The 21,843-nt window shown below is 68.6% G+C and carries 22 protein-coding genes; 13 read left to right on the forward strand and 9 right to left on the reverse strand.

Annotation, left to right across the window (positions count from 1 at the left end):
* The first annotated feature begins 41 nt into the window (after positions 1-41).
* Complete coding sequence (locus WOA58_RS15845) at positions 42-1,016, forward strand: nucleoside hydrolase (protein ID WP_340605244.1); 975 nt, start codon at positions 42-44, stop codon at positions 1,014-1,016.
* Positions 1,017-1,061: 45 nt separating this feature from the next.
* On the opposite strand, the gene WOA58_RS15850 is transcribed toward WOA58_RS15845, so the two are convergent.
* Positions 1,062-1,658 (reverse strand): Gfo/Idh/MocA family protein, encoded by a 597-nt coding sequence (locus WOA58_RS15850; RefSeq protein ID WP_340605277.1) that lies wholly within the window; start codon positions 1,656-1,658, stop codon positions 1,062-1,064.
* Positions 1,655-2,131, reverse strand: coding sequence for a Gfo/Idh/MocA family oxidoreductase (locus WOA58_RS15855; RefSeq protein WP_340605245.1), 477 nt, complete (start codon positions 2,129-2,131; stop codon positions 1,655-1,657). Before WOA58_RS15855 ends, WOA58_RS15850 begins: the two co-directional genes overlap by 4 nt.
* Positions 2,132-2,401: 270 nt before the next feature.
* On the opposite strand from WOA58_RS15855, the gene WOA58_RS15860 reads away from it, so the two are divergent.
* Both WOA58_RS15860 and WOA58_RS15865 read left to right on the forward strand, forming a co-directional pair.
* Entirely contained in the window at positions 2,402-2,704 is a 303-nt protein-coding gene (locus WOA58_RS15860; protein WP_340605246.1) for a PadR family transcriptional regulator, read from the forward strand.
* Positions 2,705-2,808: 104 nt separating this feature from the next.
* The gene (locus WOA58_RS15865) at positions 2,809-3,006 is read left to right on the forward strand and encodes a hypothetical protein (protein ID WP_340605247.1); all 198 of its coding nucleotides are present in this window, start codon (positions 2,809-2,811) and stop codon (positions 3,004-3,006) included.
* A gap of 207 nt (positions 3,007-3,213) precedes the next feature.
* Here WOA58_RS15865 and WOA58_RS15870 read toward each other — a convergent pair whose 3' ends face one another.
* A complete protein-coding gene (locus tag WOA58_RS15870; protein WP_340605248.1) occupies positions 3,214-3,504 on the reverse strand; it encodes a hypothetical protein in 291 nt (96 codons plus the stop codon).
* Between the two features lie 333 nt (positions 3,505-3,837).
* On the opposite strand from WOA58_RS15870, the gene WOA58_RS15875 reads away from it, so the two are divergent.
* The gene (locus tag WOA58_RS15875; RefSeq protein WP_340605250.1) at positions 3,838-4,092 is read left to right on the forward strand and encodes a hypothetical protein; all 255 of its coding nucleotides are present in this window, start codon (positions 3,838-3,840) and stop codon (positions 4,090-4,092) included.
* Positions 4,093-4,136: 44 nt separating this feature from the next.
* On the opposite strand, the gene WOA58_RS15880 is transcribed toward WOA58_RS15875, so the two are convergent.
* Positions 4,137-5,285 (reverse strand): glutamate-cysteine ligase family protein, encoded by a 1,149-nt coding sequence (locus tag WOA58_RS15880; protein ID WP_340605251.1) that lies wholly within the window; start codon positions 5,283-5,285, stop codon positions 4,137-4,139.
* Between the two features lie 317 nt (positions 5,286-5,602).
* Here WOA58_RS15880 and WOA58_RS15885 point away from each other — a divergent pair, with 317 nt between their 5' ends.
* A complete protein-coding gene (locus WOA58_RS15885; RefSeq protein ID WP_340605252.1) occupies positions 5,603-6,862 on the forward strand; it encodes a magnesium transporter in 1,260 nt (419 codons plus the stop codon).
* A gap of 45 nt (positions 6,863-6,907) precedes the next feature.
* Here WOA58_RS15885 and WOA58_RS15890 read toward each other — a convergent pair whose 3' ends face one another.
* The gene (locus WOA58_RS15890) at positions 6,908-8,191 is read right to left on the reverse strand and encodes an MFS transporter (protein WP_340605253.1); all 1,284 of its coding nucleotides are present in this window, start codon (positions 8,189-8,191) and stop codon (positions 6,908-6,910) included.
* A 127-nt stretch (positions 8,192-8,318) separates the two neighbouring features.
* On the opposite strand from WOA58_RS15890, the gene WOA58_RS15895 reads away from it, so the two are divergent.
* Positions 8,319-10,076: a DNA mismatch repair protein gene (locus WOA58_RS15895; protein ID WP_340605254.1), complete on the forward strand. Its 1,758-nt coding sequence runs from the start codon at positions 8,319-8,321 to the stop codon at positions 10,074-10,076.
* 39 nt (positions 10,077-10,115) lie between these two features.
* Here the strand turns inward: WOA58_RS15895 and WOA58_RS15900 are convergent, their stop codons facing one another.
* The 4 genes from WOA58_RS15900 to WOA58_RS15915 all read right to left on the reverse strand — a co-directional run bounded on the left by WOA58_RS15900 (position 10,116) and on the right by WOA58_RS15915 (position 13,772).
* Positions 10,116-10,889, reverse strand: coding sequence for an amino acid ABC transporter ATP-binding protein (locus WOA58_RS15900; RefSeq protein WP_340605255.1), 774 nt, complete (start codon positions 10,887-10,889; stop codon positions 10,116-10,118).
* Positions 10,886-11,593, reverse strand: a complete 708-nt coding sequence (locus tag WOA58_RS15905; protein ID WP_340605256.1) for an ABC transporter permease — start codon at positions 11,591-11,593, stop codon at positions 10,886-10,888. Before WOA58_RS15905 ends, WOA58_RS15900 begins: the two co-directional genes overlap by 4 nt.
* Entirely contained in the window at positions 11,593-12,570 is a 978-nt protein-coding gene (locus WOA58_RS15910) for an ABC transporter substrate-binding protein (RefSeq protein WP_340605257.1), read from the reverse strand. Before WOA58_RS15910 ends, WOA58_RS15905 begins: the two co-directional genes overlap by 1 nt.
* 551 nt (positions 12,571-13,121) lie before the next feature.
* Positions 13,122-13,772, reverse strand: a complete 651-nt coding sequence (locus WOA58_RS15915; protein ID WP_340605258.1) for a hypothetical protein — start codon at positions 13,770-13,772, stop codon at positions 13,122-13,124.
* 158 nt (positions 13,773-13,930) lie between these two features.
* Here WOA58_RS15915 and WOA58_RS15920 point away from each other — a divergent pair, with 158 nt between their 5' ends.
* The 7 genes from WOA58_RS15920 to WOA58_RS15950 all read left to right on the forward strand — a co-directional run bounded on the left by WOA58_RS15920 (position 13,931) and on the right by WOA58_RS15950 (position 21,699).
* Positions 13,931-14,503 (forward strand): hypothetical protein, encoded by a 573-nt coding sequence (locus WOA58_RS15920; RefSeq protein WP_340605259.1) that lies wholly within the window; start codon positions 13,931-13,933, stop codon positions 14,501-14,503.
* Positions 14,504-14,662: 159 nt separating this feature from the next.
* Positions 14,663-14,866 carry a gas vesicle protein GvpJ gene (gene gvpJ / locus WOA58_RS15925; protein ID WP_340605260.1) on the forward strand — a complete coding sequence of 68 codons (204 nt, stop codon included), beginning with the start codon at positions 14,663-14,665 and terminating at the stop codon, positions 14,864-14,866.
* 245 nt (positions 14,867-15,111) lie between these two features.
* Positions 15,112-16,857 carry a BCCT family transporter gene (locus tag WOA58_RS15930; protein WP_340605261.1) on the forward strand — a complete coding sequence of 582 codons (1,746 nt, stop codon included), beginning with the start codon at positions 15,112-15,114 and terminating at the stop codon, positions 16,855-16,857.
* 120 nt (positions 16,858-16,977) lie between these two features.
* Complete coding sequence (locus WOA58_RS15935; RefSeq protein WP_340605262.1) at positions 16,978-17,172, forward strand: cold-shock protein; 195 nt, start codon at positions 16,978-16,980, stop codon at positions 17,170-17,172.
* A gap of 284 nt (positions 17,173-17,456) precedes the next feature.
* Positions 17,457-18,233 (forward strand): alpha/beta fold hydrolase, encoded by a 777-nt coding sequence (locus WOA58_RS15940; protein ID WP_340605263.1) that lies wholly within the window; start codon positions 17,457-17,459, stop codon positions 18,231-18,233.
* Between the two features lie 171 nt (positions 18,234-18,404).
* Positions 18,405-19,955, forward strand: coding sequence for an amidase (locus WOA58_RS15945; protein WP_340605264.1), 1,551 nt, complete (start codon positions 18,405-18,407; stop codon positions 19,953-19,955).
* Positions 19,956-20,016: 61 nt separating this feature from the next.
* Positions 20,017-21,699 carry a thiamine pyrophosphate-binding protein gene (locus WOA58_RS15950; protein WP_340605265.1) on the forward strand — a complete coding sequence of 561 codons (1,683 nt, stop codon included), beginning with the start codon at positions 20,017-20,019 and terminating at the stop codon, positions 21,697-21,699.
* The last annotated feature ends 144 nt before the right edge of the window (positions 21,700-21,843 follow it).

Genomic DNA, 21,843 nt, shown 5'->3' on the forward strand with positions numbered 1-21,843 from the left:
CGGATCCGATGAGACTTTTCCGTTCGGATCCAACGACCGCCATGAGCTCCGACCCCCGACGACTGCTGGTGGACACCGACACCGCGGGCGACGACACCCAGGCGATCCTGCTCGCGGCGCTCTCCGATCGCGTCGAGCTCGAGGGGCTGACGATCCCCGCCGGGAACGTCCCGTTCGACTACCAGGTCGAGAACGCGAAGTACACCCTCGAACTGGCCGGCGCGAGCGACGTGCCCGTCTACGAGGGCGCACGCTCGCCGCTGCTCAAGGGCTACGAGTCCGCGGAATACGTCCACGGCGAGGGTGGGCTCGGCGGTGAACTGTTCCCCGACACCGGGATTCCCTCGGCCGACGAGCACGCGGTCGACGCGATCGTCCGAACCGCCAGGGAGCACCCCGGCGAGGTGACGCTCGCGTGCATCGCGCCGCTGACGAACGTCGCGCTCGCCTACCAGCGCGAGCCGGAGCTCCCCGCGCTCCTCGATGAAATATGGGTCATGGGCGGGGCGGTCAACACGCTCGGCAACATCACGCCCGCCGCGGAGTACAACTTCTGGGTCGACCCCGACGCCGCGCGGATCGTCATGGACGCCTTCGAGACGACGCTGGTCGACTGGGGCGTGACCGTCCGCGATTCGCTGTTCGATGCCGAGACCTTCGAGGAAGTCGCGGCCATCGACACTCCACTGGCGGACTTTTTCCTAACGATCACCGACGCCGTCAGGGAGTTCAACAGCCAGTCGGAGAACGACGCGCTCGGCGCGGACGTGACGACCCAGCCCGACTCGATGACGCTCGCGGCGCTGCTCGAACCCGACATCGTCGAGCGTGCCGAAACCTACTACGTGGAGGTCGACGACCGCGAGGGCCCGACGCGGGGCTACAGCCTCGTCGACGAGCTGGGCGTCACCGACGGCGAGCCCCGAACGCGCGTCGTCGAATCGGTCGACGGCGAGCGCTTCGAGCGGATGCTGCTCGATACGTTCCGCCACGGGGATCCCCACCGGTCGCTATGAACCTCCGAGTGTAGTGGTTACCCCTCCCTGCAGGCACGTTCGCCCTCAGTCGAGCCGGACGCGCTCGCCGGTCTCTGCGGACTCGTAGACGCCCTCGAGCAGCTCGATGTCGGCGATCCCGACGTCGCCGTCGGGCTCGGGGTCGGTCCCGGTCAGGACCGAGTAGCCGAAGTGGTCGAACTCCTCGGTGACCTCGTCGACCGACGGGGCACCGATCGTCACGTCCCAGTCCCCGCGATCGACGGTGAGCTCGCGATCGACGTTGAACCAGAAGGCGGGCTCGATCCGCAGCGTCCCCTCGGTGCCGGTGACCTCGACCCAGTCGTTGTACGAGCCGGTGAAGTTCGCGGAACACGATGCGGTGACGCCGTTCTCGAACTGGACCGTGTAGACCCCGCGCTCGTCGACGCCCTCGTCGAAGGCCTCGTGCTCCGAGACGGTCTCGCCCTGCACCGAGACGGCCTCGCTATCGGCGAAGAAGTGGGCGGCCGTCGCGGTGTAGACGCCCGCGTCCATCAGCGATCCCCCGCCCGCGAGCTCGCGGTCGATGCGCCACTGGTCGGGCCCGCCCATCTCCAGGACCTCGAAGGAGAACTGCGCGTGGACCTCGGTGACCTCGCCGATGACGCCCTCGCGGATCAGCTCGCGGGCGCGCGCCGGAAGTCGGGCTCCAGCCGGGGGCGGTAACCCACCATCAGCGGGACGCCCGCCTCCTCACAGGTCTCCTGGAGGCGCTCGGCGCGCTCGACGGTCTTCTCCATGGGCTTCTCGCAGAGCACGGCCTTCCCGAGGTCGGCGGCCGTCTCGACGTACTCGAGGTGGCGGCCCGTCGGCGTCGCGACGTAGACCGCGTCGTAGGCGTCCTCGGCCTCGCCGTCGTGGAACGCCTCGTAGGAGAGGACGTGCTCGACGCCGTTCTCCGCGGCGAGCTGCTGGCTCGCTTCGGGCGAGCCCGTGACCAGCACCGTCGTCTCGGAGAACTCGCTCTTCTCGATACCGGGGAGGGCCTGTTCACGGGCGAACCAGCCCAGGCCGATGACGGCCAGTCGTACCGTCCCGTCGGGCGATTCCTCCTGCCAGTCACGGCGATCGAACTCGTCGAGATAGGATCGCATCATCCCTCGATCGGGGAGTCGCGGGAGAAAGGGTAACGCTCCCGGCGAGGTGTATTCCGAGGGGCAGCGTTTTCCGGGGTGAGCCCGCCCGGCCGATCCCGGCGTTCGGGATCGCCCTTCGGTGGCCTCAGCGATGGTTCTCGGACACGATCGTCCCGGTCGGGTCGCCGTCGCACCGGGATTCGCGGCCGGCTCCCGTGGCATTCAATTCACCGTCCTGAGTGCGAGAATATACGAAAATTTGACAACAATCCCGGTCCGAGAAATGACGTGAACGATCTGACGGGGTTCCAGCGCGATCTCCTCTGCGTCATCGCCGGACTCGACGAACCGCATGGCCTGAAGCTCAAGGACGTTCTCGAGGAGTACTACGACAGCGAGGTGCACCACGGACGGCTGTATCCGAACCTCGATACGCTCGTCGAGAAGGGACTGGTCAAGAAGGGCGAGCTCGATCAGCGGACGAACATGTACGTCCTCACCGACCGGGGGCGCCGCGAGCTCGAGGCGCGCCGCGAGTGGGAGGACCAGTACATCGACGACCTGAGTACCGAGGCGGGGACGACCGACTAGCGGCCGACGCCTCCCGAGCGGATCGGGGAACGGCTTCGCAACCGGCAGCATCCGCTTTGACCGATATGTCTATGGGGAGCAGCCGGCGATACGTCCACGAAACCATGTCCGGGGAGGGAAACGGGAAGGAGAAGGCCGTGGCGGTGTGTGACGGCTGCGGCCAGCTCATGCCGGTTCGGGTCCGGGAGAGCGGGGCCATCCACCCGATCGGCAACGAGGAACAGTGCTGTGCCACGAACTCCTATCGGGTCCTCGAAGCCGACACCCAGCCCGGGAGCGCGGCCGTCGACTGGGAGGAATAGCGCCGTCGGCCGGGCCGCCCCCTTTCTACACCGCTCGGCGGGGCTCCACGGCCGTCCGACACGTTCGAACGGGTTCGTCGTTCGACCGATCGGTGATTTCAACAGGCCGGAGCCGCTACGGCCACCCGTGCCTCGTCAGGGGCACGACTATAGAGCGCAGTCCCGTCCTCCGTTTCGGATCCGGTTCGCCGCGAGCACGATCGACGGCTAGCGGAGCGTTACCCAGGTGATGATCGCGAGCGCGAGGAACTCGAGCGCGGACGCGAGCAGGAACACCCGCTGCATCGCGGTCGCGGTCGCGTACATCATCTCCATCATATACCACATGTAGAGGACCGTCACGTTCTCCAGGAAGAGCGCGACCCCGAAACTGAGAAAGCCGAGGGTCAACCCCGTCCGGTACTGGCGGTAGTTGCGAAGCCAGACGTAGAGGAGCACGCTGAGCAGGCCGATCGAGAGCAGCGGGATCAGTCCCCCGAGCATCGTCCAGAGTGCCATATGGTTCAGTGGTCGCCACCGCCGGCCTCGGTCGTCCCGCCGATCGGCACGATCGGGTCGAAGCGTACGTGTCACCCACGAAATCTTCCGCCCTCAAATACATTTCGGCCCGCAGCCCTCGGCCGTTTCGTCGCCGTTCTCTCAGCAGAGGACCGAAACGAACACTCCCCTCCCCACCGACCCGGGCACGGTGACTCGAGCAGGTTCGGTCGACCGGGCGGCCGGGTGTCCCCGCCGATTCGCCCGGCCCCTCGACCGGATCGGTTGTTTTCATACTCTATAGAATGAATTAATTAGAAAATTTGATATGTACAGTGGTAGTGACTGTCATGCATGGTCAACGCCACGCGCGGCGAGATCCGGACGGGCTGGGGACTCTCGTCGGCGCTGATACTCGTCGCTGCGGTGCTGGTCGGGATCCGGTGGCCGCCCGTCGCGGTCTGGGCGGCGGTCCCGATCGGCTGGCTGCTGGTCCTCGGGGGGCTCGTCGCGATCAGGCGCGTCCCGATGCGGGTCGCGGAGCTCTGGGTCGGCCTCGGGATCGCCGCGTGGGCCCTGCTCTACGTCGTCCGCACGTTCGGTGGCTGAGCCGTGGACAGGGTCCCGCGGAGCGATCGGACGGTCTATCGGGTTCAGACGGTCCTGCTTCGCACCGTCGGGACGCGGCGCTGCGTCTTCGACCGGGGGACCGCCGCCCGCTTCGACACGTCGTCCGAGAGGGCCTCGACCTCCCATTCGAGCCGGTCGGCGTACCGGAGCCTGAGCCGCCTCGCGCGCTCCCGCGAGAGCCGGGAGACGTGCTCGCACTCCTTCGCGATCGGCCGGTAGTCCGCGGGGTCGAACCCCATCCGCTCCAGATACTGCGAGACGGCGGGTGCGTCGAGTCCGTCGTCGATGGCCGCCCGGGTGTGCTCCTGAAGCCGGTCGAACTCGGGAACCGTCACGCTCTCCCCCGTGACGCCGGGCCGGCCGCCGATCTCGAGGCCCCGATCCACCACGCTGTCGACGGCGTTCCTGACGTCCGTCACGAGCCGCAGGATCTGGCCGGGCAGCGCCACGTCCGGCGCCCGCCACTCGATCGTCCCGAACTCCTCGCGCAGCCGGACGGGCGTCCAGGTCGAGTCCTCCGGGGTGAACTGCTCCTCGAACGCCGCCGGATCGACGCCCTCGGCCATCGCTTCCCGCCGGAAGCGCTCGAAGCTGTCGGCGACCCGTTCGTCCCACTCCGCGGTATCGTCGACGTAGGGCCGGAGCCGGCCGAGTTCGGGGTGGTCGCCGTAGCAGCCCCGGCGGTAGACGTGGGGGCGCGCACAGTTGGCCACGGCCTCACCCCGGTGGTGTCCCGAGCTCGCGACGAGCGCGAACGCGGGATCCAGCGCGGTCAGCAGGTTCAGCTGGTCGGTCTCGGCGCCGGCGATCTGATCGATATGCAGGTGCGTCCCCGCACAGCGGGTGGCGTCCGCGAACCGTTCGCCGAGCACCCGACGCTGTATCTCGGTCCGCGGGCCGTCGCTGGTGCTGATCGAGCCGGCGTTGAGCGGTGTGCTCAGCGGGACGAGGCGTCGGTCCTCCTCCCGGGCGACGTCGATCGCCTCCCGGAGGCGCGCCGTGACCTCCGCTTCGAGTTCGGCTACGCCGTCGCAGGGGTCGGTGACGACCTCCAGCAGGGGGTCCGCGCTCTCGGCGTCGAGGTCGTCGATACGGTCGAGTACCGGTGTTGCGGGCGCGAGCGCGCCCGTGCTATCAATGGTCCAGTATTCGAGTTCGAGGCTGAGTTGCATGATGTGACGGTGTACAGCACGTCGGGCGGTCCTGCCTCAGTACGTCGCCGACGGGGATCGCTCCCGAAAAGCGTCGGTGAGTCGTCGTCCGTGTCCCGGGATGGGACGCATACCCGCATATCGGCTCCCCTTTCGTATGCAGGGAGACGTCCTCTCCGTACGGAAGACGCCCGTCTCACGGCCCGTACTCGGAATCGCTCCCGGGAACGGGAGCGAGGGGAACGGTTTCCGACCGTTTCCGGGCGACAGCGACCGATCCCGGTCGGGCGACCGGTCTCCATGGCAAGGTCTTAGTCTTCGGGGTAACCGGTTGGTCCATGGCGGATACTTCGGCGGACGTTCAGCGGACCCTCGCCACCTCGACGGCCCCGGGCGACGAGTTCCGGGCGCTCCCCTGGCCACGCCAGCGGGAGGTGTTCTTCCAGCTCCCCGACTCCGTTCGACGGAGCGTCGTCGAGGACCTGACGCGCGAGCAGCTCCAGGGCTTCGTCCGACGGCTCGACCCGGACGAGGCGACCGACGTCCTCGCGCTCGCCGACGAGGACCGCCAGGAGGAGATCCTCCGCCGGCTCGACGACGACCGCCGGGAGCGCATCGAGTTCCTCCTCGAGTTCGACCCCGAGAGCGCCGCGGGGCTCATGCATCTCGACTACGTCACGGTCGGGAGCCAGCGAAGCTTCGAGGAGGTGACCGAGCGCGTGCGTCGGTACGAGGACCGAACGGACCGGTTCCCCACGGTCTTCGTCATGGAGGGGGGACGGCTCCTGGGCGAGCTACCCGGACAGGCGTTGGCGACGACGACCGGTTCCGAAGCGATCACCGACTACGTCCACGACACGCCGACCGCCGACTTCGACGACGAGCAGGAGGAGGTCATCGAGGTGTTCCGGGCGAACCCCGAGAGCTCGGTCGCGGTCCTCGATCGCGAGGAGGGAGAGGATACGGTTCTGGGAGTCATCTACGCGGAGGACCTCCTCCGGGTCCTCGAGAAGGAGGCGAGCAGGACCCTCTACGAGTTCACGGGCGTCACCGAGGAGGAGAGCATCCTCGACGGCCCCCTCTCGAAGGTCCGGAACCGGTATAAGTGGCTGATCGTCAACCTCGGGACGGCGTTTCTGGCGGCGGCCGTCGTCGGGCTGTTCGAGGACACCATCGCCGCGTTCACGCTGCTCGCCGTCTACATGCCGGTCGTCGCCGGGATGGGCGGGAACGCGGGAACGCAATCGATGGCGGTGACGGTCCGCGGGCTCGCGTTCGATCAGGTCTCGCTGTCGACCGGCGGGCGCGCCGTCCTCAACGAGATCATCGCCGGGGCCGCCAACGGGGCGATCACCGGGCTGTTGGTCGCGGCGATCGCGACGGTGTTCAACCAGAGCCCGCTGTTGGGTCTCGTTCTCGGCACTTCGATGGTGCTGAACCTCGTCATCGCCGGGTTCTTCGGAACGATCATCCCACTGCTCCTCGACCGGGCCGGGACCGATCCGGCGACCTCGGCGACGATCTTCATCACGACCGCGACGGACGTGCTCGGGTTCTTCATCTTCCTGGGGCTGGCACAGGTGATCCTCGGTATCTGAGGGGGGCGAGCCGCTCCCCGGGAAAAACCGTCCCGTCCTGTCCCTTCAGTCGGCACGCCGGTGGAGCCAGAGGGCACAGCCGATCGCGACGAGGCCGGCTGCGGCGCCGATCCCGAAGGCGGCGCGGTAGCCCGTCGTCGTGTATACCCGGACGCCGTCGACGTACTCGCCGGTCCAGTAGACGTCGAGCGCCCAGCCCATGAGCGTCGGGAACGACGCCGCCCCGAAGAACGACGCCCCGTTTATCGTCCCCAGCGCGATGCCGCTCGCCCTGTCGTCGTAGCGGGCCTGGATCATCGGGTAGGTCAGCACGAACGCCCCCAGCAGGCCCCCGAGGACGAAGAAGGCCGCCCCGACCAGGACCAGCGGCGGGTCGCCGACTGCCGCGATCGCGCCCAGGGCCGCCGTGTGGACGATCGCGCCGGCGACGATGAACTCGGTCCGGCGATCCGTCCGATCCGAGAGCCGGCCGAACACCGGGGGGCCGACGACGGCGCCGACGCCGCCGAGCAGCGTGATCGTCGACGCGATCGTCACCGAGACGTCATGGACCTGCACGACGTAGGGGATCCCCCACAGTCCGATCAGCGTCAGGTTCACGCCCCCGGTGCAGTAGAGGAGCACCGATACCGCCCACGTCCATCGGTCGGCGACGATCCGGCCGGTGAACCGACGGATCTCCGCCACCGACAGCCGGGGCTGTTCGGGGACGTCCTCGATCGGCGCCAGCCCCGCCCGCTCGGCCGAATCGCGGACGAGCGCCGCGGTCGCGACCGCGACACAGAGACCGAACAGCCCGAGGGCGAGCACCGTTTGCCGCCAGCCGGCGGCGTCGACGGCGAGCGCGAACGGGGTCGTCGCGAGGACGCCGCCCAGCCCGCCGACGGCGAAGCTCAGCCCGTTCATCGTCGCGAACTCGTCGATCCGATACCAGTTCGCACAGAACCGCAGCATCGAGACGAAGATCACGCTCCCGCCGAGACCGACGAGAAATCGTCCGCCGAGGGCGGCGCCGTAGCTGCCCGCGAGCGCGAACCAGATCGCGCCGGCGTTCATCACTGCCGCCCCGCCCGCGGCGGTGAGCCGCGGCCCGACGCGGTCGACGAGGATCCCCGTCGGGATCTGCATCACCGCGTAGACCAGGAAGAAGACCGCATGCAGGGTGCCGAGCTGGGCGCCCGTCGTCCCGAGCGCGTCCATCAGCTCCGCCGAGATGACCGCCGTCGAGAGCCGGTAGACGTTCACCAGCAGGAACGACAGCGCGAGGATCCCCCACAGTACCCATCGCCGGCGTGCAGGGCTCGCCCAGACCGTCCGTATCGCTCCCACGATCACCGTCGGGGGTTCCCGACCGGGGCTAATGAATACACGCCATCCGCCCGCGAGCGGGTCCGAGAATCCCTCGTGGTCGGGCGGGTATGAAAACGGCAAAGGGCTCGCCCCGCCACCTCGGCGTATGAGCCTCGAGGAGTACTGGGGCATCGGCCCCAAGACGAGCGAGCTGCTGGCCGAGGAGCTAGGCGTCGAGGACGCGATCCGCGCCATCGAGGCCGGCTCCGTCGGGACGCTCGTCGGGGCCGGCGTCGCCCGCGGCCGGGCGACGCGGATCCTCCGGCGGGCCCACGGCGAGGCCGGCCTCGACACCCTGGCGACCGGCGACGCCCGCTCGGTCTACGACGAGCTGCTCTCGCTGGCCGCCGAGTACGCCGTCACCGACGGGGCCGCGGACCGGATTCGCGTCCTGACGCCGCTCTCCGACCGGGCGGCGGCCGCAGAGCGCCTCGACGAGGTCCTCGCCGCCCGCGACGCCTGGGAGTCGCTCGACGAGGGGGAGCGCCGGCGCGTCCTCGAGGCGTTCGAGGAGTACGACGCGGCCGGCGGGACCGACCGCGCGGCCGTCGAGGCGGTGCTGGCGCTCCGGGAGGCGGAGCTAGAGGGCGAGGCGTTCGACGTGCTGGCGGGGCTGGACGGGGCGGACCTCCGGGAGGCCGCCGGCGCGCTCGGCTACCTCCGCGAGACCGACGGCGGGCTCGAGGTGCTTTCGGGCGCCGACGAGGAGCTCGACCGCGCCCGGGAGCGGCTCGCGGCGGCCGAGGAGCTCGAGGGGTCGGCGCTCGACGTCATCGAGTCGGTGCGGGAGGCCGGCACGCGGGACCTCGAGGAGTTCCGGGGCGCCGTGATCGAGTACGTGGCCGGGGAGAGCGGGATCGACCGGGGGACGATCCGGGCCGCGGCCGTCGAGGACGCCGTCGACAGCGCCGATTTCGTCTCGGGCACCCTCCGGGCCCTCGTCGAAGAGCTCGAGGCCGACGCCGAGACCCGCGAGCGGGAGGTGGCGGGCTCGCTCCGCGCGGCCGTCGAGGACGCCGGCAGCGACGTCGAGACGGCCGTCGAGGCGGTCTCGGACGTCGCGTTCAGCCTCTCGCTGGGCCGGTTCGCCGCCGAGTACGACCTGCGTCGTCCGGAGCTCGTCGAGGACGGGATGGCCGTGCGAAACGCCCGGAACCCGTTCCTTCCGGGCGAGGTCCAGCCGGTGACGTACGCGGTCGGGCCCCACGAGATCCCGGAGTCAGAGTCGCCCCGGCCGCCCGTCGGCGACCGGGTCGCCGTGCTGACGGGCGCGAACTCCGGCGGGAAGACGACGCTGCTGGAGACGCTCTGTGCGGTCGCCGTCCTCGCCTCGATGGGGCTTCCCGTCCCGGCCGAGGCGGCCCGCGTCGGCTCGTTCGACCACGTCGTATTCCATCGGCGCCACGCCTCGTTCAACGCGGGCGTCCTGGAGTCGACGCTGCGGTCGGTGGTGCCCCCGCTGGTCGCCGACGGCCGGACGCTGATGCTCGTCGACGAGTTCGAGGCGATCACCGAGCCCGGGCGGGCGGCCGACCTGCTGAACGGCCTCGTCGGCCTGACTGTCGAGCGCGACGCCCTGGGCGTCTTCGTCACCCATCTCGCGGCGGACCTCGAGCCGCTGCCGGCGGCCGCGCGGATCGACGGCATCTTCGCCGAGGGGCTGACCCCCGAGCTGGAGCTGCGGGTCGACTACCAGCCCCGGTTCGGGACCGTCGGGCGCTCGACGCCGGAGTTCATCGTCTCGCGGCTGGTGGCCAACGCCGACGACCGGCTGGTGCGCCAGGGGTTCGAGGAGCTCGCCGCCGCGGTCGGCCAGGAGGCCGTCCAGCGGACCCTCTCGGACGTCCGCTGGACGCCGGACTGAGCCGGGAGAACTAGGTGAACCGGACCGCCGCGCCCGCCCTCAGTAGACCAACTCCCCGTCGATGAACTTCCGGGTGCGATCGTCGCGCGGGTCCTCGAAGACCCGCTCGGTCGGGCCGACTTCGATGACTCCCTGATCGAGCAGGACCGCCACCCGGTCGGCGATCCGCTCGGCCTGGTGCATGTCGTGGGTCGCGACGACGGTCCCGATCCCCCGGTCGCGGGCCTCCCCGATCGCGCCCTCCAGCACGGCGGTGTTCCGCGGGTCGAGGTCCGAGGTCGGTTCGTCGAGCAGTAGCACGTCCGGCTCGTACGCGAGCGCGCGGGCGAAGGCGACCCGTTGGGCCTCGCCCCCCGAGAGGGACCGCGCGTTCTGGCCCTCGTTCTCGACGAGCCCGACGACATCGAGGGCTTCGAGTGCCGCCTCGCTGGTCCCGTTTCGCTTGCCGACGAGCTCGGCGGCGTTGCGTTTCATCCGGTCAGCCCACGACTGGCGGACGCGGAGCCCGTACTCGGCGTTCTCCCGGACCGAGGTGTCGAACAGGCTCGGCTCCTGGAACACCATGCCGACGTTCCGGCGCAGCGCGAGTCGCTGGCCCTCCGAGATGCTCCAGACGTCGGTCCCGTCGTAGCTGATCGTTCCCCCGTCGGGCTGCTCGAACAGCGCGAGCAGCCGGAGCAGGGTCGATTTCCCGACGCCGGAGGGGCCGATGATCGCGAGGATCTCGCCGCGATCGACGGCCATCGAGACGTCGTCGAACACCGGTTCGCCGTAGGCGTGTCGCAGCCCCTCGACGTCGAGGACCGCGTTCATCGCGTCCGACCACCCCCGCCGAGGCGGCCGACGAGCCAGTTGACCAGCAGGACGATCGTGACGAGGATCGCCCCGAGGAACATCGCGGTCTCGAAGCGGCCCTGGCGCGCCTCGAGCTGGATCGCCGTCGTGAGGTTCCGGGTGTAGGAGGTCCCGTCGGCGTACGCGATGTTACCCCCGACGATCAGGACCGAGCCGACCTCGCTGATCGCGCGGCCAAAGCCCGCCAAAACGGCGGTCGCGATCCCGAAGCGGGCCTCCTTGATCACGACCAGCGCGACGTCGAGGCGCGTGCCGCCCATCACGTAGGCCGCGTCGCGGACGTTCTGCTCGACGCTGGTGACGGCCGCGAGGCTTACCCCGGTGATGACCGGGGTGGCGAGCACGAACTGTGACATGATCATCGCCTCGGGCGTGAACACGAGGTTCAACGCGCCGAGCGGGCCTTGGTTCGATACCAGAAAGAGGACCACGAGACCGACGACGACGCTCGGAAACCCCATCCCGGTGTTGATCACGGCGGTCACGAGCCCCTTGCCGGGGAACTCCTTGAACCCGACGAGTATCGCAACGGGCAGGCTGAACAGCGTCGAGATCGTCACGGCGATCAGGCTGACGTACAGCGAGACGCGGACGACGCTCGAGATGTAGTGGCTCTCGAAGGGGAGCTCGACGAACGCGAACGCGAGCGCCTCGACGGCCATCACGTATCGGTCTCGTCCTCGCCCGCTTCAGTGCCACCGTCGGGCTGCCAGTCCTCGGGCACGTACTGTCCGAAGTTCGGGTCCTCGGAGATCGCCTCGGGGAAGAACAGCTGCTCGCCGTCGAGTTCGTAGTTCTCGATGACGTCCTGCCCCTCTTGCCCCGTGAGGAAGCCGATATACCCCATCGCGAGGTCGTAGTTCCGGTCCTCGTGAACCGCGGGGTTCGCGGCGACGATCCCGTATGGGTTGGCGAGCAGTTCGGGGCCGCCCTCGACGGGCCCCTCGACGAGGATCCCGAGCTCGATCTCCTCTTGCTGGGAGATGAACGTCCCCCGGTCCGCGAGGGTGTAGCCGCCCTGCTGGCTGGCCTGGTTGAGCGTGTCGCCCATCCCCTGGCCGGTCTCGAGGTACCACTCGCCACCCGGCTCGACGCCGGACTCCTCCCAGATCCCGAGTTCGGTACCGTGGGTTCCCGAGTCGTCGCCCCGCGAGGCGAACAGCGCTTCGTTCTCCGCGATGGTCGCGAACGCCTCTTCGGCTCCTTCGGTACCCTCGATGCCGGCCGGATCGTCAGCCGGCCCGACGATCACGAAGTCGTTGAACATCAGGTCCCGGCGATTCACCCCGTGGCCCTCCTCCATGAACTCGTCCTCCTGGCTCCGGGCGTGGACCATGATCACGTCGGCGTCCCCGCTGCGGGCGGTCTCCAGGGCCGCGCCCGTCCCCTGGGAGATCGCCTGAACGGGCGTTCCGAACCGTTCCTCGAAGGCCGCGTTGACCTCGTCCAAGAGGCCGGTGTCGTAGGTGCTGGTCGTCGTCGTCAGCACCAGCTCCTCGCCCTCGATATCGGCACCCGATCCTCCGTCCCCGTCCCCCCCGTTTCCGCCCTCATCGGAGAACAGACCCGTACATCCGGCCAGCCCAGCCGCCGCCCCGCTCCCGACGACCGAGAGGAACTCACGTCGTTGTATCGCCATAGATACATCGTGAGATGAGCATCTATTAAGTTTTTCTGAACTACGTCGACGAATGTAGCGTCTTCCGGTTACATCACGTCTTCCCGACATCATACTGTATGGCCGAAATATCCCCTGCTGTCGGCCCTCAATCGGTGGAACGGGCCAAGCACGACCCGGTGTCAAACCGAGTGGTGTAACCGTATCCGATTACGATCGATTCGTGAAGGGGTTTCGTAGCCCGGTAGGATCCCCACGCCGCGGTCGGTCGGGCTACTGACGGGCAGGGCGCCGGCCCGTTCGGGAATATCGCGGTCGCTCGGAGGGGTGCTGGTGACGGGTACGCCGATACGCCCTCACCCGGAGTTGAGGTCCGTGTTCCGCGAACCCTCGATCCCGCTGGGGCGTGGTTCGTGTATCGCCATACGGTTTACGCGGACGAGTAGGGCACGGAGCGTCGGAACGCCGGCCGGGCGATCCGGCGGTGCTATGGTCTCACAGGTTACGAGCGGGTTCGTCGTCGTCCACCGCGTCCCGTTCTCGCCGCGGAACGACCTCGACGATGCGGTCGGCTACCGGTCGGCGCGGGCGGCCGTCGGATCGAAGGGAGTACCAGTGTACCCCCTCCCGATCGGCTCGCCACCGATCACGCGCGAATAGCCTCCGACGGCGGTCGAACGCTCGAAAAAGGGTGTTGTCAGGGGCACCTCGTGCGGCGTCGACTGCGGGCCCATCCATCGTGGTCCCCGACGCCGCGGGTTCGAATAGGGGACGACGGCCGATAAGCTGTGGCGCCGATCGTCAGGGCGTGAGAACGGGCATAGGACTGAAGTACGCGACCGGTGGCGACGAGCGGTCAGTAGAAGAGCGACGGCAGGGCTCACGTACCGACGCGGGACGGGAAGCAGGGTGCTCCACTCGCGTTCCTCGCTTGGCTCCCTGATGAGGTGCTCCCAGAGCTCGTCGATGTACCACGTCATCGAGACCTCGGTGGGGTCGGCGGCGGTGACGGGGTCCTCGGGCAGCGAGAACGTCTCGGAGACGAACCCCTTCGCGTCGAACTCCTCGGCCGCGTGTTCGTCCTCGAAGCGCTCGCGGATCGCCTCCACCTCGCCGTCGGGGACGGCGTCGACGAAGGTCTTCGAGTCCCTGAACGCCCCCGACAGCTGGACGGTCTCGAAGAGATCACCGGCGAACTGTGGGTGGGAGGCGAGTGAACGCATACCATCCCCAACGGAGACCGCCGGTTTGGTTCTGTCGTGATCGATCCGCGGGCGAGCGGTGAGCGGCGCCACGATCGGCATGACCCTATTGCTAGTATCCTAGCAGTATCATTCAACCGAAACGTTTACCCCCGAGTCACGTGTCTGATCCTAGAAGGATGTTTACTCTCAAGTCCATCTTCAGCGGCGTTCTGCAGCACGTTCCCACCGGAGGCGGGCGTCCCGAGCGGTACAGTGCCCCGATCTCGCCCGAGGAACTGACCGGCGAGTACCTCCTGCTCGAGGTCACCGAGGAGCTCTCCCCGGAAGCCGAGGCGGCCGTGACGGCGCTGCTGACGGAGACGCACCGGAACGGGTTCACCGCCGAGCTGACCGACACGGAGGGGGATCCGTCGCTGTTCCCGCCGGGGGCGAGCCTCTTCGGGACGGCCGAGTCGGACGGCCGTCTCCAGGGCGTCCTCTCCGTGCTCGAGCGGTTCACGCACGTCTTTCGCTCGCGCGGAACCGACACGATCGTGATCAACGCCGCACGGATCGAGGAGAACGTCCGCATCGCCGAGCAGGACCCCGGGAAGAGCGGAACGATCGCCCAGCGGAACGTCGACGCGCTGGCGGAGTGTCTGACGGCGCTGACCGACGAGCACTACCGGTTCGTCGACGGTGACGCGGTCCCGTCGGCGACCCGCGACAGCCACCTCATCCAGTTCCGGGAGAGCCTTCTCTACCGGTAGCGTGCGGTACTGCGGGGGCGAGACGGGACCCTTCCCGGCCCTGTCGTAGCCCCCGAAACCGGCCGGCGCGCCCTCCGCACCTTGGTTACGACCTCCCCTTCGTGAATATATCAGGGAAACGCTAAGGGCCCGTGTAGAGACCTCGTACCACACGTCGCAATGGGATCCGTCCGACCGAGCACGGCAGGTCTCGCCGAGGTGCTGGATCGCGTCCTGGACAGGGGTGTCGTCGTCGACCTCTGGACCCGGGTCGCGTTGGTGGGGATAGAGACCGTGACGGTCGAGGCTCGCATCGTGGTCGGCTCGGCCGACACCTTCCTGCATTACGCTCGGGAGATCTCGGGGAACGAGGCCGCGGAGTGAGCGTGAGCGGACGGGTACTCTGCACCCGCCACTGCGCGGTTCCCGCGGCCGGCAAACAGTAGCTTGATTACACGAGTTGATGAGTGGGAACACGTATGGACGTGAGCCGGTGTGTGCGTCGTCGGACCGAGGGACGTCAGGGGACGTCGACCGATGGATGACGGACGCGTTCGAGTAGGACCGACCCGGCCGCCCGGCGCGTCGGGGAGACGAACTGCTGGGAACCCGCGGGACGGGGGGCGGTGATGGCGGAGGACGGCTCCCCGCACGACGAGGGGATCACGAACGAGCTGTTCGAGGCGGACACGGAAACCGAGCCGGGCGGGACGAACGTTCAGGTCGCCGGGCTGGACGTCCAGCCCCACGTGGTCCTCATCTCGTCGGCCGTCATCGTACTGTTCGTCGCCATCACGCTGCTGTTTCCGGACCGGGCGGAGCAGGGGTTCGACTGGGCCTTCGAGGGCGTGAACGCGAACTTCAGCTGGTTCTACGTCCTCGCGATGAACGTCTTCATGGTCTCGGTGCTGTTCTTCGGGGCGAGCAAGTACGGACGGATCAGGCTCGGCGGCGTCGACGCCGACACGGAGTTCAGCGACCTCTCGTGGTTCGCGATGCTGTTCAGCGCCGGGATGGGGATCGGCCTCATGTTCTGGAGCGTCGGCGAGCCGCTCTTCCATTTCGCGGACCCGCTGTTCGGCGCCGAGCCGGAGACCGAGGCGGCCGCGGAGACCGCGATGGCGATCACCTATCTCCACTGGGGCTTTCACCCCTGGGGGGTCTACGCGCTCGTCGGGCTCGGGATCGGCTTCTTCACGTTCAACCGCGGGCTGCCGATGACGTTCCGGTCGGTGTTCTGGCCGCTGTTGGGTGAACGCATCCACGGCTGGTGGGGGCATCTCATCGACGTCCTGACGGTGTTCGCGACGCTGTTCGGCATCGCGACCTCGCTCGGGCTCGGGGCGCTCCAGATCAACGCCGGCATCTCGTTTATCGGCCCCGAGGTGTTCGGCGTCGCCGTCCCCAACGGGACGGGCACTCAAGTAGTGATCATCGCGGTGATCACGGTGATCGCGCTGGTCTCGGTCGGCCTCGGGATGCACGAGGGGATCCGCCGGCTGAGCCAGTTCAACGTCCGGCTGATGGTGCTGTTGATGGTAATGGTCCTGTTGGCCGGCCCGACGCTGTTCGTTCTGGGGACGTTCCCCCAGGCCCTCGGCAACTACCTCGTGAACTTCCCCGAACTGGCGCTGTGGACCGATTCCTACGGCGAGTCGCCCTACGCGGGCTGGCAAGGCGAGTGGACCCTCTTCTACTGGGGCTGGTGGATCGCGTGGTCGCCGTTCGTCAGGATGTTCATCGCGCGCATCTCGCGGGGCCGAACCGTCCGCGAGTTCGTCTTCGCCGTGCTGTTCCTCCCGCCGCTGTTCTCCTTCTTCTGGATGGCGGTCTTCGGCGGCACCGCGCTCCAGTTCGAGCTGTTCACTGAGCAGACGATCATGGGGACGGTCTTCGAGGCCGGCGAGGAGGTCGCGATGTTCGAGCTCTTCACGCTGCTGCCGCTGACGGCGGTCCTCTCTGTGATCACCGTCGTCCTCGTGATGACCTTTTTCGTCACGTCCTCGGACTCGGGCTCGCTGGTCCTCGGACACATCTCGTCGGGTGGGATGCACGAGGCGCCGAAGAACCAGCGCGTCGCCTGGGCCCTCGCCGAGGGGACGGTCGCCGCGGTGTTGCTGATCGGCGGCGGCCTCGCCGCGCTGCAGACCGCGTCGATCACCGCCGGCCTCCCGTTCGCGTTCGTCCTCCTCGTGCTCTGTTACAGCCTCTGGAAGGGGCTCGACGGCGAGTACGAGACCCTCGAGTCCGACAAGTTCGCGACGGTCGTCGACGACCTCGTGGAGAAAGGTAACGTCGTCACGGAGGAGACCGGCGCCGGCGTCGTGACCGACATCCAGGACGAGGGCGAGGGCGAATCGGCGACGGAGGAGTGAACCTCGGTCCGATCCCTGGTTTCGGCCGAACGGGACGGAACCGTGTTCGTCCTACTAGGTGGTCGTGCGAGCACGACCCTCGGAACCCTTATCCGGCTACTGGGCGTACATTTGTTTGCAATGGCAAACGGAAAGGTTGATTTCTTCAACGACACTGGCGGTTACGGATTTATTACGACTGAGGACGCGGACGAGGACGTTTTCTTCCACATGGAGGACGTTGGCGGCCCGGACCTCGAAGAGGGACAGGACATCGAGTTCGACATCGAACAGGCCCCCAAGGGCCCGCGCGCGACCAACGTCGTTCGCAACTAAAACGCCCTCAGCCCGCCACCGCTTGGTGGCACTGAGACGCGCTTGCTGTTTTTATCGCTGCAACGTGCTTAGCCGTAGGAGCATCGTCCGTAGCGGAAACGACTCGGAAACACGGCTCGGAGCGACAGTGCCGTGGTTCGGATAAACCCGGCTGAACGAGCGGATCTCGGTCGGGCTGACTCGGTCCATACGTTCGATCCCGGACGCCGGCGACCGCGACGACGATCGAATCACATGAGCGATCGAAACGGAACCACTACCCGGTTGGGGCGTCAGTTGCTATCATGGAACTGAATCATAGACGGCGGGGAGCCGGCGAACCGTTGCTTCTCGTTCACGGGCTAGGCGGCAGTTGGCGGACGTGGGAGCCCGTGCTCGACGCGCTGGCCGCCGAGCGCGAGGTGATCGCGGTCGACCTCCCCGGCCACGGCGAGACCCCGCCGCTGTCCGGCGAGACCTCGATCGACACGCTGGCCGACTCGGTCGTCTCCTTCCTCGAGGCCCAGGATCTCCAGGAGGTCGACGTCGTCGGCAACTCCATGGGCGGGCGGCTCGTGCTCGAGCTCGCGCGCCGCGGCGCGGTCGGCGACACCGTCGCGCTCGCCCCCGGCGGGTTCTGGACGGGCTGGGAGCGGTACTTCTTCTACGCGACGATCGCCCCGTCGATCCGGCTGGTCCGGCTGCTCCGGCCGGTCCACGACCGGCTCGCGGCGAGCGCCGTGGGCCGAACCCTGCTGTTGGCCCAGCTCTCGGCACGGCCCTGGGATCTGCCCGCGGACGTCACCGCCGAGGAGCTGCGGACGTTCGCCGACTCGCCGGTCTTCGACGAGCTCGTGCACCGACTGGCCTTCGGTCCCGCCCAAGAGGGGACGGGATCGACGCCCGGCACGGTCACGATAGGCTGGGGCCGCAAGGATCGCCTGACGCTGCCCCGGCAGGCGAAGCGGGCCATGAAGCGGTTTCCGAACGCCCAGGTGTACTGGTTCGACGACGGTGGCCACTACCCACACTGGGACGTCCCCGAGGAGGCGGCGCAGCTGATCCTCCAGACCACCGACTGACTCCCTAGAGGGTGACAGGCTCCCGGAGGCGGATCGGTCGGTCCGCATCACATACGATCGCACGTGACTAGGGGAACCCTTAACATCTCCCCCGTCATATATCATGTATATATGTCGTATGAGGATAAGAGCAGACAAACTAGCAGTATTTCTTCCGAGGACGAACCATTTGTGGATCTCGAGGTGGGCGGAAACACGGGCGTGACGGGCCCGGTGGCCCCGGAGACGGCACCGGAGCTGAGCGATGCCGGTACCCCCGTCCCGTCCGCGGTCGCCGACGAGCGGTTCGACCCCTTCACGTCGGCCGCGGCGCTCGCGGAGCGGATCCGTGCGGGCAGGGTGTCGCCGGTGGAGGTCGTCGAGCTGTTCCTCGACCGTATCGAGGCCCGCGACGGCGGGCTCAACGCGTTCGTGACGGTGATCCCCGAGCGAGCCCGCGCCGCCGCGATAGAGGCCGAGCGGGCGGTCGCGCGGGGCGACGAACTCGGAGCGCTCCACGGCGTCCCCTTCGGCGTCAAGGACGTCGATTCGGTGACCGGCGTCCGGTTCACCTCCGGGTCGGCCGCCTTCGACGGGCGGATCGCCAAGGGGACGAGCCACGCGGTCCAGCGCTTGCTCGATGCTGGGGCAATCGTGATCGGTACCACGAACACCCCGGAGTACGGCTACATGGGGAAGACGGACAGCCTCGTCGCCGGGCCGACGTCGACGCCGTTCAACCTCGATCTGAACTCGGGCGGCTCCTCGGGCGGGAGCGCGGCGGCCGTTGCCGACGGGCTGATCCCGTTCGGGACGGGCAGCGACGGGGCCGGCTCGATCCGAATCCCGGCGTCGTTCACCGGAACGTACGGCTTCAACCCCTCGTTCCGCCGGATCGCCCGCCCCGAGGGCACGCCCTTCGAGGGCGGGTCGACGTTCACCCAACAGGGCGTCCAGACGCGAACCGTCGAAGACACGGCGCTCGCGCTTTCGGTGATGGCCGGGCCCACCGCTACCGACCCACACTGTCTTCCAAACGACGTAGACTACCTCGGCGCGCTCGAGAAAGGTGTCGAGGGGCTGAAGGTCGCCTACTGCCCCGATCTGGGTGTCTACCCCGTCGACCGGCAGGTACGGGAGGTCATCGACGAGGCCGTCGAGACGATCAGCGAGGCCGGCGCGACCGTCGAAGTGATCGACGTCGACCTCGGGCTCGAGTACGAGGAGCTCATCGAGTCGCTGCGGATCATGTGGACGACGGCCTACGCCGAGGTCGCCGGCAACCTCATGGCCGACTACGGTATCGACGTTGTCGGGGCCGACCGCGAACTGTTCCCCGACGAACTGATCGGGCTCGTCGAGTACGGCCGGTCGCTGAGCGCGATGGACGTCGCGATGAACAACAGGCAGCGGACCCGGATCCACCGGGGGATCCAGGCGGTCTTCGAGGAGTACGACCTGCTCGTGACCTCGACGCTCTCGGTGCCGCCGTTCCCGAACGACGAGCTCGGCCCGACCGAGATCGAGGGCGTCGAAACCGACCCGATCCTCGGCTGGCTCATCACGGCCGTCTTCAACATGACGGGCAACCCGGCGGCGTCGGTCCCGGCGGGGCTCACCGACGAGGGTCTCCCGGTCGGGATGCAGCTCGTGGGCCCGCGCCTCGCCGACGAGACCGTCCTCGCGGCGAGCGCAGCCTACGAGACGGTGAACCCGTGGTACGCCGACTACCCGGGGCTGTAGAACCCGAGAAGAGCCCGTTCGTGAGCACCCCTTTTTGACGGCTCCCTCCCTATCGGGGGGCATGCCGACAGGATCCGACCTCTTCGTCGCGGCCCTCGAACAGTACGGGGTCACCCACGTCTTCGGAAACCCCGGGACGACCGAGCTCCCCGTGCTCGATTCGCTCGCCGACAGCGGGATCGAGTACGTCCTCGGGCTTCACGAGGACATCGCAGTAGGGATGGCCGGCGGCTACGCCAGCACCCGGCGGTATCACGCCGACGACGATCCGTCGGTGCTGCCGGTGGGCGTGGCGAACCTCCATCTCGCGCCGGGGCTGGCCCACGGGTTGGGGAACCTCTACGCCGCGAAGATCGCGGGCGCGCCCGTGGTCGTCACCGCGGGCAACCACAGCGCCGACTTCCGCCACGAGGAGCCGATCCTCTCGGGCGACCTGGTAGGGATGGCCGAGGAGTTCACCAAGTGGAGCGCCGAGGTGCTCGACGTCGACGCGCTGCCCGCGATGGTCCGCCGCGCGTTCCGGACCGCGCTCACACCCCCGACCGGCCCCGTCTTCCTCGGCCTCCCGTTGGATACGATGATGGCCGAGACCGACGCCGAGCCCGAGCGGCTGGGCGAGATCCCCACCGCCGGCCGCGGCGACCGGAGCCAGATCGACCGGGCCGCGGAGCTGCTCGTGGCGGCCGAGAGCCCCGTCCTAGTCGTCGGCGACCACGTCGCCCGCGCCGGGCGCGACGCCGTCGACTCGGCGGTGACACTCGCCGAAGCCGCCGGCCTCCGCGTCCACGGCGAGATCCTCGCCTGCGAGGTGAACTTCCCGACCGCACACGAGCAGTGGGCGTCCTACATCCCGCCCGACGAGGAGCTGGCCGCGGAGTTCATGGACGCCGACACGCTGGTGTTCGCGGGCTGCTCGACCAACACGACGCTCGTCCGCCACGAAAACCCCCTCGTGGACCCCGAGACGACCTGCATCCACCTCGGCCAGGACGCCTGGGAGCTCGGCAAGCACCAGCCCGCCGACGCCGCCGTGCTCGGCGACCCCGGCGAGGTCATGGCCGAGCTGGCCGACCGCGTCGCGGAACGGCTCGGCGACGCCGCCCGGCGCGAGCGCCTCGAACGCGTCGCGGGGGTTCGCGAGTCGATCGCCGAGCGCCTGGCGTCGGTCGGGACCGGCGACGGCGAGGACGACCCCCGCGCCTCGAAGACCGAACTGGTCGACGGCCTCCGGGAGGGTGCCGCCGACGCGTACGTCGTCGACGAGGGCGTCACCTCGAAGTACGTGCTGTTGAACCGGTGGCCGCTCGAGCCCGAGGGGATGATCTCGAACAAGGGCGGCGGGCTGGGCTACGGGCCCCCGGCGGCGATCGGGGCGGCCGTCGCCGAAGGGGAGCGCGAGGCGCCGCGGGACGTCGTGGGCTTCGTCGGCGACGGCTCCTATCTCTACTACCCCCACGCGCTCCACACGGCCGCGCGCCACGGGATCGACCTGACGGTCGTGGTCGCCGACAACCGCAACTACCGCATCCTGAAGGACAACACGATCAAGCTCCTCGGGGGAAGCGATGCCGATCACGACTACGTCGGGCTGGACTTCGAGCCGCCCGTCGACATCCCCGCCAACGCCGAGAGCCACGGGGCGGAGGGACGGTCGGTCGAGACGCCCGAAGAGATCGCCCCCGCCGTCGAGGACGCCCTTTCGAGCGACGGGCCGACCGTCCTCGACGTCCTGATCCACGACTGAACGCGGGTGCGCGCGCGCCATCCGGTACCCGAGGCGGGACGGACGGCTTGACCGGTTCTACCGGGAGAACTCGATGGCCGCGCCCTGCCCGAAGCCGACACAGAGCGTCGCCAGTCCGCGTTCGGCGTCGCGCTCGATCAGTTC

Source organism: Halalkalicoccus tibetensis, assembly GCF_037996645.1.
Taxonomy (GTDB): Archaea; Halobacteriota; Halobacteria; order Halobacteriales; family Halalkalicoccaceae; genus Halalkalicoccus; species Halalkalicoccus tibetensis.